This window comes from Sporosarcina pasteurii (assembly GCF_041295575.1).
In the GTDB taxonomy this organism is placed as follows: Bacteria; Bacillota; Bacilli; order Bacillales_A; family Planococcaceae; genus Sporosarcina; species Sporosarcina pasteurii.
Genome location: NZ_CP160452.1, coordinates 3,285,612 through 3,298,318 on the forward strand (window position 1 = coordinate 3,285,612; position 12,707 = coordinate 3,298,318).

14 protein-coding genes are annotated in these 12,707 nt (G+C 36.7%); 1 reads left to right on the top strand and 13 read right to left on the bottom strand.

What is annotated here, in order from left to right:
* Positions 1-27: 27 nt before the first annotated feature.
* The gene (locus AB1H92_RS16010) at positions 28-225 is read right to left on the bottom strand and encodes a DUF951 domain-containing protein (protein ID WP_115363930.1); all 198 of its coding nucleotides are present in this window, start codon (positions 223-225) and stop codon (positions 28-30) included.
* A gap of 1 nt (position 226) precedes the next feature.
* A complete protein-coding gene (locus AB1H92_RS16015; protein ID WP_115363932.1) occupies positions 227-1,093 on the bottom strand; it encodes a mechanosensitive ion channel family protein in 867 nt (288 codons plus the stop codon).
* Positions 1,094-1,165: 72 nt separating this feature from the next.
* On the opposite strand from AB1H92_RS16015, the gene yyaC reads away from it, so the two are divergent.
* Entirely contained in the window at positions 1,166-1,777 is a 612-nt protein-coding gene (gene yyaC / locus AB1H92_RS16020; RefSeq protein ID WP_115363933.1) for a spore protease YyaC, read from the top strand.
* On the opposite strand, the gene AB1H92_RS16025 is transcribed toward yyaC, so the two are convergent.
* The 11 genes from AB1H92_RS16025 to rpmH all read right to left on the bottom strand — a co-directional run bounded on the left by AB1H92_RS16025 (position 1,721) and on the right by rpmH (position 12,106).
* Positions 1,721-2,425: a DUF554 domain-containing protein gene (locus AB1H92_RS16025; protein ID WP_115363935.1), complete on the bottom strand. Its 705-nt coding sequence runs from the start codon at positions 2,423-2,425 to the stop codon at positions 1,721-1,723. The two genes, yyaC and AB1H92_RS16025, sit on opposite strands and share 57 nt — an antisense overlap.
* 61 nt (positions 2,426-2,486) lie before the next feature.
* The gene (locus AB1H92_RS16030; RefSeq protein WP_115363937.1) at positions 2,487-3,326 is read right to left on the bottom strand and encodes a ParB/RepB/Spo0J family partition protein; all 840 of its coding nucleotides are present in this window, start codon (positions 3,324-3,326) and stop codon (positions 2,487-2,489) included.
* On the bottom strand, positions 3,319-4,080 hold the full coding sequence (locus AB1H92_RS16035) for a ParA family protein (protein WP_115364201.1): 762 nt from the start codon (positions 4,078-4,080) through the stop codon (positions 3,319-3,321). Before AB1H92_RS16035 ends, AB1H92_RS16030 begins: the two co-directional genes overlap by 8 nt.
* Before the next feature lie 150 nt (positions 4,081-4,230).
* Positions 4,231-5,088, bottom strand: a complete 858-nt coding sequence (gene noc, locus AB1H92_RS16040; RefSeq protein ID WP_115363939.1) for a nucleoid occlusion protein — start codon at positions 5,086-5,088, stop codon at positions 4,231-4,233.
* Positions 5,089-5,304: 216 nt separating this feature from the next.
* Positions 5,305-6,021 carry a 16S rRNA (guanine(527)-N(7))-methyltransferase RsmG gene (rsmG, locus tag AB1H92_RS16045; protein WP_115363941.1) on the bottom strand — a complete coding sequence of 239 codons (717 nt, stop codon included), beginning with the start codon at positions 6,019-6,021 and terminating at the stop codon, positions 5,305-5,307.
* A 156-nt stretch (positions 6,022-6,177) separates the two neighbouring features.
* The gene (gene mnmG / locus AB1H92_RS16050) at positions 6,178-8,070 is read right to left on the bottom strand and encodes a tRNA uridine-5-carboxymethylaminomethyl(34) synthesis enzyme MnmG (RefSeq protein WP_115363943.1); all 1,893 of its coding nucleotides are present in this window, start codon (positions 8,068-8,070) and stop codon (positions 6,178-6,180) included.
* Between the two features lie 24 nt (positions 8,071-8,094).
* Entirely contained in the window at positions 8,095-9,480 is a 1,386-nt protein-coding gene (gene mnmE / locus AB1H92_RS16055) for a tRNA uridine-5-carboxymethylaminomethyl(34) synthesis GTPase MnmE (RefSeq protein WP_115363946.1), read from the bottom strand.
* A 293-nt stretch (positions 9,481-9,773) separates the two neighbouring features.
* Positions 9,774-10,502, bottom strand: a complete 729-nt coding sequence (jag, locus tag AB1H92_RS16060; RefSeq protein WP_115363948.1) for an RNA-binding cell elongation regulator Jag/EloR — start codon at positions 10,500-10,502, stop codon at positions 9,774-9,776.
* A complete protein-coding gene (yidC, locus tag AB1H92_RS16065; RefSeq protein ID WP_115363950.1) occupies positions 10,499-11,278 on the bottom strand; it encodes a membrane protein insertase YidC in 780 nt (259 codons plus the stop codon). The genes jag and yidC overlap by 4 nt, the downstream gene beginning before the upstream one ends.
* A gap of 80 nt (positions 11,279-11,358) precedes the next feature.
* Positions 11,359-11,709 carry a ribonuclease P protein component gene (gene rnpA, locus AB1H92_RS16070; RefSeq protein WP_115363952.1) on the bottom strand — a complete coding sequence of 117 codons (351 nt, stop codon included), beginning with the start codon at positions 11,707-11,709 and terminating at the stop codon, positions 11,359-11,361.
* A gap of 259 nt (positions 11,710-11,968) precedes the next feature.
* A complete protein-coding gene (rpmH, locus tag AB1H92_RS16075) occupies positions 11,969-12,106 on the bottom strand; it encodes a 50S ribosomal protein L34 (RefSeq protein ID WP_115363954.1) in 138 nt (45 codons plus the stop codon).
* Positions 12,107-12,707: the final 601 nt, after the last annotated feature.

Genomic DNA, 12,707 nt, shown 5'->3' on the forward strand with positions numbered 1-12,707 from the left:
GGATAACAAGATAAAATGTCTATTTCCCTATTCAGTATCTGCTTTTACCGTCACTTTTTTCATCTTTTTTGCAAATTCATTCCGAGGAAGCATCACACTATGCGCGCATCCTTCACATTTTATTCGGATATCTGCCCCCATTCGGATAATTTTCCAAGAGTTCGTTCCGCAAGGATGTGGTTTCTTCATTTCAACGATATCGTTTAAACCAAACTCTTTTGCCATTTTAATTAGCTCCTTTCTGTTCACTAATGTGAACCATTTTCGGATAAGGAATTTCAATACCATTTTTATCTAAAAACAGTTTTAAGTCCTTCCTAAATTTTCGACTAAATGCCCATTGCATCACAGGAACGGTTTCTGCAGTTACCCGGAATACAATTTCCGACGCCGTCAAATCTTGCACACCTATTAGCGTAGGTTCAGAAACCAATTCCTCATATTCATCGGACAAATTCGCTATAAATTCTCGGATTAGCATTTCCGCCTTTTGGATATCCGTTTCATAAGCAATCCTAATATCCATAATGGCTAATCCATTATTAATTGAGTAGTTGACAACTTCCGTAATACTACCATTGGGGATAATATAGACTTCTCCCCCGTAAGCCGCTATTTTGGTCGTGCGAAGGCCGATTTCTTTTACCGTTCCTAAAGCTTGCCCGATTTGCACATAGTCGCCTACCGAAAATTGATCTTCGAAAATAATAAAAAAACCCGATATTATATCTTTCACTAAACTTTGTGCCCCGAATCCTACCGCTAAACCAAGAACCCCAGCGCTTGCAAGAATACCACTTACGTTAACATTGAACTCCGTCAAAACTGATAGAATGGCCGAGAAGTAAACAACGTAGGTCAACGAATTTTCAAGTAGCTTCAATAAGGTTTGTTCTCGTCTTTCAGATGGACGTATTTTAGTCTTTATTTGAAACGTAAACATCTTTCGAATAATTGCTTTTCCTACTCTAATGACGATGACCGCTATTAAAATAATAAAGATGATTTTCAATATACGCGTCCCAAGCAATATCCAATTGTCTTGATTTAATATAATCTCCTCAATCTTATTCGCTGCTTTTGAATAATCCATTCTCCCCCTCCTAGCGTATAACTATCTGAAAACTTACATATACTAACTATAAAAATGAAATGGAGTTTTCATATGCGAGCTATCATTCATAATACAACTACCAACTTTCGTATCCACTATAAAGAGACAGGTGTCGTTTGGAAATTAAGTAATGTATTCCTCCAATCTATCCCTTTCCAATATGAAAACATAGTCTTTCTTTGTATTGGAACAGATCGCTCTACTGGAGATGCACTCGGACCACTCACTGGTTCACATTTATCCGAACTAAAGACTTTCCCATTTCCCGTTATCGGAACACTAGAAACACCGTTACATGCGCTTAACTTAGAACAACAAATAGAAGAACTTCAAAATAACAATCCAGAAGCATTTATTGTTGCGATCGATGCATGTTTAGGGAAAGGTACTTCCATTGGACAATTCCTATTTCAGCATGAACCACTGAAACCTGGACAAGCAGTAGGTAAAACGCTTCCTCTTGTTGGCGATGTATCCATTAAAGGCGTTGTCAATGTAGCTGGCTTCATGGAACATAGCGTATTACAAAGTACCCGACTCCATTTACCTTATGAAATGAGTCGTATTCTCTCTCGTGCCCTACAGCTTGCGTATAGCCGTTACCAATCAAAGAAAATATACAATGGTAACAATCATACCTACTACCAAGATACCGGGAACTAAGTTTGCAACTCTAATCTTTGTTAAACCGATTAAATTTAACCCGATAGCCAATATCATAAGTCCCCCGGTTGCAGTCATCTCTGAAATGAAAAAATCGAGCAATGCTTGGGGGATATACTGACTAATTTGACTTGACAAAACTGTAAGGATCCCTTGATAAATAAAGACGGGAAGCGCTGCAAAAGCTACGCCAATTCCAAGAGTCGAACTCAATATTATGGAAGTGAACCCATCAATAATTCCTTTCATAACAAGAACATTATGATCATTTCTAAGCCCACTATCAATTGCCCCAATAATCGCCATCGAACCTACTACAAAAATCAGTGTTGCTGTTACAAATCCTTCAGAAATATTTGTTCCTTCATCTTTTCTCGGCAACTTTTTTTCTAACCATTGACCCAGTTTAGTGACCTTTTCATCCAAATCCATCCACTCACCTAACACAGCACCTACAACAATACTAATGATGACGATGAGAATTTGGGTACTTTCAAAAGTCATTTGGATTCCTATAACCGCAACTGCCAAACCAATACCGTACATAATCGTTTCTTTCATACGTTCAGGTATATTATGCAAGAATCTGCCTAGGATTGCTCCTACAATAATTAAGAGCGCATTTACAATCGTCCCGAATAACACCATATAAACACTTCCGCTCACTAAAAATAATACCTATTTTGCAAAATGCAAAATAGGTATTTGGTTAATCATTCAGTAATTCAAGGATTCTTTCTAAGTCTTCTTCAGAGAAAAACTCGATCTCGATTTTACCTTTATTTTTAGATTTCTTGATATTGACGTTTGTTCCGAAATAATCTCGTAAACTTGATTCGTGTTCTTGGAGAAACAAATCTTTTTTCTCTTTCTTTTTCGTTTCACGTGGAACATCTTCATTTAAATGTTGAACAAGCCTTTCTAACTGTCTTACATTCAAACCTTCTTTTAAAACACGTTCGGCGACAAGAGGTATTTGTTCTTTTTTACGTAAGCCTAGTAGTGTTCGACCATGCCCCATCGAAAGTTTTCCGTCTGTAATTAACTGTCTTACTTTTTCAGGCAGAGACAAGAGTCTGATATGATTCGCAATATGTGACCTACTTTTCCCTAATCTAAATGCTAGCTGTTCTTGCGTAATTTTTAAATTATCCATTAATTTATTATATGCTTCAGCTTCTTCTATAGGCGTTAGATCTTCCCGCTGAAGATTTTCTAAAATTGCTAGTTCCATTGTTTCTTCATCAGTTAAATTCCGAACAATCGCCGGGATTTCATCTAACCCAACAAGTTTAGCTGCACGGAATCTTCTTTCTCCGGCAACAATCTCATAAAAGGTTCCTATTTTTCTTACGATGATTGGTTGAAGGATTCCATGTTCTCTGATAGAATCACTTAATTCTTCAATTGCCTCTTCATCAAAGACCTTTCTTGGTTGATATGGATTCGGTTTAATGCTCTTCACATGTATTTGTTCAACTGTTTCGTTTGTTGTTAATGATTCACCTGGAAATAAAGCATTGATACCTTTTCCCAGACCTTTAGCCATTGTGCACCACTTCCTTTGCAAGCTCTAAATACACTTCTGCACCGCGTGATCTGGAATCGTAAACAATAATCGGTTCTCCGTGGCTCGGTGCTTCACTAAGTCTTACGTTTCTCGGAATAATTGTTTTGTACACTTTGTCTTGAAAATACTTCTTCACTTCTTCAATTACTTGAATACCTAAATTAGTTCTAGCATCAAACATTGTTAATAACACACCATCTATCATTAATTCTTCATTTAAATGCTTTTGTACCAACCGGATTGTACTTAATAGCTGGCTTAACCCTTCCAATGCATAATATTCACATTGTACAGGGATAATGAGCGCATCAGATGCAGTTAATGCGTTGATTGTTAATAACCCTAGTGAAGGTGGGCAATCAATTATAATATAATCGTATTCATTTTTTGCTTCTTGAATCGCATGTTTCATTCTTACTTCTCTTGAAATAGTTGAAACAAGTTCGATTTCTGCACCTGCTAATGAAATGGTCGCTGGGATAATATCTAAGTTTTCAACTTTCGTTGATAAAATTACGTCGTTAATCTCAACATCATCAATTAATATGTCATAAATACACTTGTGAACGTCACCTTTATTAATACCTACCCCACTCGTAGCGTTTCCTTGAGGATCCGTATCAATGAGTAAAACTTTTTTGCCTATATGGGCAAGGCAAGCGCTTAAATTTACTGATGTTGTTGTTTTTCCGACGCCTCCCTTTTGGTTAGCAATCGCTATAATCCTGCTCAAGCTTGCACCTGCTTTCCTACTTTTTCCTGATTTCATTATATATTTAAAATTATCAACTCTTCTAATCTATCATACCAAACTTACTATAAAAATAGATAATATCATGCAAATATATAAAGAAAAAACTCTTGCTGCTACCGAGCAAGAGTTTTACTTCTTTTTCGGAATTTTTACGGTGATTTTATAAAAGTCTTCCGAGTCCTCTTCTTCAGTTTGTAAATCGATGCCGCTTTTCGTCACTAAAGATAATGATTGTTTAATCGTATTTAATGCAATACGAACATCTCGACTCACGGACTTTCTTTTTGGACGGTTTTCTTTCTTTTCTTTTTCTGGCGGGTTTAACAGTTCTCCGATACGTGTTTCGAGTTGCTTTACATTTAAACCTTCTTCGACAACAACATTACACATCTCGATTTGTAAGTTACTATCTTTTAAAGAGATTAACGCACGAGCATGTCTTTCGGAAATTTTTTTATCCATAATGGCATTTTGAATTTCCTCTGGAAGCTTCAACAAGCGTATCTTGTTTGCGATTGTTGACTGCCCTTTTCCCAATCTTTGTGCTAACGCTTCTTGTGTTAATTCATGGAGATCTAATAACTGTTCGTATGCGTACGCTTCTTCAATAGGCGTTAATTCTTCACGTTGTAGATTTTCTATCAACGCGATTGAAGCTGTTTCTTTGTCATCAAGCTCACGAATAATGGCGGGAACTTCTTCCCACCCTAAATACTTCATCGCTCGATATCTACGTTCACCAGCAATGATTTCATATTTATTTTCTGCGATCGTTCTAATAACTATAGGCTGAATGACACCATGGGTATGAATTGTTCTAGCAAGTTCCTCGATCTTCTCTTCAGAAAATATTGTACGAGGTTGATATTTATTGGGCACTATCAAATCGATAGCAACTTGCTCGACATGTTCATGATGATTACCCTCACTAGTTTCAGGCTCTTCTTTCACACTACCCCCAAAAAAACGTGAAAAAGGACTTTTCATTTCCGGCACCACCTTTTCAAAACTACTCCCTAGCTCCAATTAGTTCGATACTATTTGTTCTATCACTTTTCAACTTAAATATTTTTATATCAACAGACTGCTATCATCAGCCCTTAACATATACCCTATATATTAAAACAAGCTCTTATGAAATTGATTCAATGATTTATTTTTGTCATCAAATTCCCCAAAAGTAATGTTTCACGTGTAACAAGATTATTTAATCGGTGATTTATTTGGAACTCCAGGTTTTCTTGGATATTTATTTGGCGTATTTTTCACTTTTGAAAAAACAAAAACATTTCGTTCACTTTCTTCTACTGGTAATAGAAATGAGTAGTCTTTCTTTATTTTAGCGCCAAGTACTGTTAAAGGTCTTTTAGCATCCGCTAATTCTTCTTTGGCAGCTGCACCTTTCATCGCTACAAAAAGGCCTCCCTTTTTAACAAGAGGTACACATAGCTCTGACAAAACAGACAATCTGGCAACTGCACGTGCAGTTACGATGTCAAACTTTTCACGAAAGGCTTTGTTCTGGCCAAAATCTTCTGCTCTTGCATGAACAAATTCCATGTTTTCTAATTGTAGCTTTTCTACTAAATGATTCAGAAATCCGATTCTTTTATTTAAAGAGTCAACAATCGTTACTTGTAATTCAGGAAAGCATATTTTTAATGGAATACTTGGAAATCCTGCACCTGCTCCTACATCACAAAGTGTTTTCTCCCCAGTTAAGTCTACATAAAATGCTGCAGTAATTGAATCGAAAAAATGTTTTAAGTAAACCGAAGGCTGGTCCGTAATTGCAGTCAAGTTCATTTTTTCATTCCACTCAACAAGTTCTTCAAAATAAGTTCTAAATTGAGCAATTTGCTTTTCCGTCAAGTCAATATTATGTTCTTTTAATGCTTGTACAAATTGTTCTTCATTCATATATGCCAATCCCCCTTCTTTTTAAAGTAATCATTACTTTTAAAAAAACTGGTATGGCATATACATCCATACCAGTTAAGTTTACAGAATGAAAGTTATACAGTCAAAAAAGTTTAAGTTGATTTTGTATATGGTGAAAAATTACCATACGTTAATTTAACTTGAAACTTTTGCGATCTTTCCTTGTTCAATATAAACAAGCAAAATTGAAACGTCCGCTGGATTTACTCCTGGCATTCTTGATGCTTGTGCAATTGATAAAGGTCTAACCTTGTTTAGTTCTGCTTTTGCTTCATTTGCAATACCTGTAATCGCATCGTAATCGATGTCATGTGGTATTTTCTTGTCTTCCATCTTCTTCATACGTTCCACTTGTTGCATTGATTTTTCAATGTATCCTTCGTATTTCGTGAAAATCTCAACTTGTTCAATTACTTCCGGAGAAAGTTCTACGTCGGATTGAATCATTCTTGCAACTTGATCGTACGTAACTTCAGGACGTTTCAAAATATGTGCTGCTTTCATTGGCTCTTTTAATGCCGTAGATTCAGTTTCAGCTAAAACTTCATTGACAAACTCTGAAGGTTTAACTGTTAAATCACGTAAACGTTTCAGTTCGTCGTCAATTTGTTGTTTTTTCTCAACATATTTTTGGTAACGCTCTTCACTTACAAGCCCTACTTCATAACCAAGTTCAGTGAGTCTTAAATCTGCATTATCATGACGAAGAAGTAAACGATATTCCGCTCGTGATGTAAGTAGACGATACGGTTCGCTCGTACCTTTCGTTACAAGATCGTCAATTAAAACGCCCATATAACCATCAGAACGTGCTAAAATAAACTCTTCTTTTCCTAATGCTCTTGCAGCTGCGTTCGCTCCGGCCAACAGACCTTGTCCAGCAGCTTCTTCATATCCAGACGTACCATTTAATTGCCCCGCTGTGTAAAGCCCTCGAATTTTCTTCGTTTCGAGCGTCGGTTTTAGTTGTGTTGGAATAATCGCATCATACTCAATCGCATAGCCTGCACGCATCATTTTCGCTTTTTCTAGCCCTGGTACACTTGCGATGAGGCGGTGTTGAATATGCTCTGGTAAACTTGTCGATAAACCTTGTACATATACTTCTTCTGTATTACGACCTTCTGGCTCAAGGAAAATTTGATGGCGAGATTTATCATTAAAACGAACAATCTTATCTTCAATTGATGGACAGTAACGAGGACCTGGTCCAACTTCTTCGCCTGAATACATTGGCGATAGACGAAGATTTTCATTGATAATTTCATGTGTTAACGGTGAAGTGTATGTGAGCCAACATGGCAATTGATCCATAATAAATTCTGTCGTTTCATAACTAAACGCGCGCGGTTCTTCATCACCCGGTTGAATTTCTGTTTGACTATAATCAATCGTTCGACTGTTAATACGAGGTGGTGTACCTGTTTTAAAACGAACCATTTCAAAGCCAAGTTCTCTTAAGTTGTCTGCCAATTTAATGGATGGCATTTGATTATTCGGACCGCTTGAATAACGTAAGTCTCCAATAAGAATTTCTCCGCGTAAAAATGTACCGGTTGTCACGATTACTGTTTTAGCACGATATACCGCGCCAACTTGTGTAATCACACCTTTTACTTCCCCGTCTTCTACAATGAGTTCGTCAACCGATGCTTGTTGCAATGTTAAATTTTCTGTTTCTTCCAGAATACGTTTCATTTCTTGCTGATACAGCACTTTATCCAATTGTGCACGAAGCGCTCGAACTGCAGGTCCTTTGCGTGTATTTAACATACGCATTTGAATATGCGTTTTATCGATTACTTTCCCCATTGCACCGCCTAATGCATCAATCTCTCTTACGACAATTCCTTTTGCAGGACCGCCGATAGATGGATTACATGGCATAAAAGCAATCATATCTATATTTAAAGTTAAAACGAGTGTCGATGCACCCATTCGCGCTGAAGCTAGTGCAGCTTCTACGCCAGCATGACCGGCACCGATGACTATACAATCGAACGTGCCGGCTTCAAATTTGTTGGGCATGTTCTGTTCCTACTCTCTAATTTATTATTTTCCGAGACAAAACTGTGAAAACAACTGATTAATTAATCCTTCTTGGACTGTGTCCCCGACGATTTCGCCGAGCACTTCCCATGACCGAGTGACATCTATTTGAATCATATCTACTGGAACACCTGCTTCTGCTGCCGCAAGTGCATCCTCTATAATATTTCTTGCTTTGTGTAACAGCGCGATATGCCTTGCATTGGAGACATAAGTCATATCCTCTGATTCAATTGTTCCTGTAAAGAAAAGGTTAGCAATCGCTTCTTCAAGTTCAGTAACGCCTTCTTCTTCCAATAAGGAAGTCGTCACAATATCACTATCCCCTGCTAACTCAGTAACTTCGGATAAATCTATTTTAGCCGGTAAATCGGTTTTGTTCACGACAACAATTGTATCCATACCTTCGACAGCTTCAAAAAGACGCTTATCTTCTTCAGAAAGTACTTCTGCGTTATTTAACACAAGAAGAATTAAATCCGCTTCTTTTAGAACTTGTCTTGAACGTTCAACGCCAATTCTTTCAACGATATCTTCCGTTTCTCGAATTCCTGCCGTGTCTACGAGACGTAACGGAACACCGCGAACATTGACGTATTCTTCAATTATATCACGCGTTGTTCCTGCTATATCGGTAACAATTGCTTTGTTTTCCTGTACGAGACTATTTAGAAGCGAAGACTTTCCAACGTTCGGTCTACCAATAATCACTGTTGATAAACCTTCTCTAAGAATTTTTCCTTGCGCAGAAGTTTTTAGCAATTTATCAATTTCATCTCTTACCCATGTACATTTTTTGATCATCAGAGGAACAGTCATTTCCTCTACGTCATCATACTCTGGATAATCAATGTTTACTTCTACCTGGGCAAGTGTCTCTATCAAAGCTTGTCTCAGTTCTCCTACAAGCTTGGATAGCTTCCCTTCCATTTGACCTAGTGCAACGTTCATCGCACGATCTGTTTTCGCTCGAATAAGGTCCATGACTGCTTCAGACTGCGACAAGTCGATACGCCCATTTAGAAAAGCACGCTTCGTGAACTCTCCAGGTTCTGCTAGACGCGCTCCCTCTTTTAATAAAAGTGCGAGCACTCGATTCACTGCCACGAGTCCACCATGACAATTTACTTCGACGACATCTTCCCTAGTGAAAGTTTTTGGCGCTTTCATTAAGGAAACCATCACTTCTTCAATTGTCTCATTCTTCGCGGGATCAATTAAATGACCATAATGGATTGTATGAGATTGTTCTTCTGCTAATCGCTTTCCGCTCGGTGAACGGAAAACACGATCTGCGATTTGGACTGCTTCATCTCCACTTAGTCTAACAATCGCAATCGCACCTTCACCCATTGGTGTTGAAATGGCAGCTATAGTATCAAAATTCATGGTTTTCACCTTCCTGGAGTAGTTATTCACATGTGGACAACGTATTTTCGGACACGACTTTCTAACATAGTATATTAACACAAATATAACGAACGTCATAGCCCTACAACTAAAAAATCTGTGGATAAATATTAGATGTTATCAAATTATGAAGGATTGCGAGGAGATTTAACAAATTAAAGAAATAGTTAAACGGCGGAATTTACCTACATACGACATACAAATTGATAATAAAAAAACTTCTATACCCGTTGCAATTGCAGGGCTATAGAAGTTTTGTTTATTTGTTGTTATTACATTGGTTCAATAACAAGATATCGATGCGGATCAGATCCTTCTGAATAGGTTTCAATATCCAGTCGGTTTGATAAAGTATGATGAATCACTTTTCTTTCATAAGCTGGCATCGGTTCTAGTTGTACTTTTCTGCCAGTTTGTACTGCTCTATCCGCCATTCTATCGGCAAGATTTGCTAATGATTGTTCGCGACGTTCACGATAATCGCCTACATTTAACCGCACAACTTTAAATTGGTCGGTATGTTGATTCGTAATAAGTTGCGCTAATTGTTGTAAGGCATTTAAAGTTTGACCTCTTTTTCCAATTAATAATGCAGCTTTATCACTTTCTAACTGAAAATGTACATACTTCCCATCGAGTTCATGAACAATTTTTAAGTCGTCAATTCCCATTTTTTTAGCAATATTTGTAAGATATTGCTCTGTGTTCATGATTGGATCTACTTGCACCTCAACTACAGTTTCTACATCTACGTCATTTTCTTTCACATCCGTAAATGTTTCTATTTCGTCTTTTTGACTTAATTCGACTTCTTCTACAGGAACTGGTTGCTCTTTCACCGTAATTTTTACCTCGGCCTGTCTAACGCCAAATCCTAAAAATCCTTTTCTACCTTCTGACAATACTTCAATTTCTACTTCATCTCGTGAAACGTTCAGTTGTTGCAATGCCTTTTCAATCGCTTCTTCAACAGTGGAACCATTTTGTGTCACCGTTGTCATTTTCTTTTCCCTCCTACTTTTGCAGGTTGTTTTACAGGCTCTTCTTCTTTTTTGAATGGCTTGTAAATGAAAAAGTTTTGAATAATAGAAATGATATTACCGATTACCCAGTAAAGAGACAATGCGGCTGGTAAAATTGTACCGATTACGATAATGAAAACCGGCATAATATACATCATCATTCTCATCTGTGGATTCCCCATTGCTGGTCCAGTACGGAGAACAATGAATTGCATAATTCCTGCTATCAAAGCAAGCGTAATGCTTCGATCAGCTAACTGGAACCAAAGGAAAGTTCCTAGTTCGATTTCAGGTGTACTATTCATTCGGCTAATTGCATGATAAAAACCGATTAAAATCGGCATTTGAATAAGTACCGGTAAACAACCTGCCGCTGGATTAATTTTTCTTTCTGTCATGAGTTTCTGCATTTCAGTACGATACTTCTCTTGTGTCACTGCATCTTTAGATTTGTATTTTTCTTTTAATGCGTTTAACTCTGGCTGGATTTCTTGCATTTCTTTTGAGCTTTTTGTTTGTTTAATCATTAGCGGCAATAAAATCAGTCGAATGATAATTGTTACCGCAACAATTCCATATCCATATGTACCAAGTAACTCTTTAAATAAAGTAATGAGTGATACTAATGGCCAAACGATATACTTATTCCAGAATCCTTCGCTATCTTCATATATTGGTTCGTTAAATTCTGTACAACCTGCCAGTAATAAAGCGAAGGTTGATAACATAAGGATTAATCCTAACCTCTTTTTCAAATTCGCTCCCCCAAATCTTTTCTATTTAAATTAAAATAACGATTAATTGTATAAAGTTTATCATTTAAAAATGTGCTTCGCTACTGCTGTCTTTTCTTTAATACACGTGCAATGCGCAGAACATGTTGTAAACTTTTTTTAGTTTCATGAAAATCCATTGTTGCTGCTTGGTTTCTAGCGATAATTACATAATCTATATCGTTTTTTAATTCATCTTTTAGTTCAAGAAAAGATTGTCTAATGTAACGTTTAATTCGATTTCTTGTGACCGCATTTCCAACTTTCTTACTAACAGATAGGCCTAATCTAAATTCAGACTGACCTTCTTTATGATAGCGGTATACAATAAACTGACGGTTCGCAAACGATTTTCCGTCTTTAAATACTTTCTGGAATTCACTATTCTTTTTGATTCGTTGGCGTTTATTCATTTAACAAACTCACCTGTTCCATCAATAATTTTGCATTTAGCATTCATTGAACCTCTTTAAATGCACTGGGATAAAACATTCAACCCTTTTTTAAGGTGTCAACGCAATTATTTTACCCATACTTGTGACTTACTAGACTTTTCCTCGATCATCAATCCTTGGAATAATCTCTACAATTCATATTTAGATATATTTTAAGCTTTATATTTATGTTTCCCTATAAATATGATAAAAAAAAGACCACTGAGAGTCAGTGGCCTTATGCTGAAAGCACTTTTCTTCCTTTGCGTCGACGTGCTGCAATGATTCTGCGCCCGCTTTTCGTGCTCATTCTCGCACGGAAGCCGTGAACTTTACTACGTTTACGTGTATTTGGTTGGAATGTACGTTTAGTCATTTATAAGACACCTCCTACATTGAATGTCACATTACTCTTGACAGTCCTAACAATTATAGTTTTTTTTCACCTGAAAGTCAATCCATTTATTATTTCTTTAATCGATCGCTTACTCCATCACAAAAATCCTCTCCTAATACATAACTAATTTACATGTTCGTTTAATTCCATTTGTGTGCATTATTTTGAGTAACCAACTTCTATATTTATGCTTGTCCATCGTCCATTTGTTTAATACATTAGTTATCCACAAAACATTTTATATTCTTGGCATGAATGTGTGCGCATTATTTTTCTTAAAAAAATTATGCACAACAAATATCGACAAAAAGTGCACATACAAATACTTGTGGATAAAGGATTTGTGAGTAGTGGAACGTCTTGTGGATAAGATACATAAAGCCTTGTAATTACAACTATTCCCTGTTACAATAAAAAAGATTTAATTGTGCACAAAAAAATAACGTTATTTCTTATCCACAATTGTTGATATGTTGTGGATAATTTTTTCCACACTTTTGCATAATTGTTATCCACACAGTGAATTTATGTGTATAATACATATCTTCACGTAAAAAGTTTATGTAAAGGAGGCACCTTA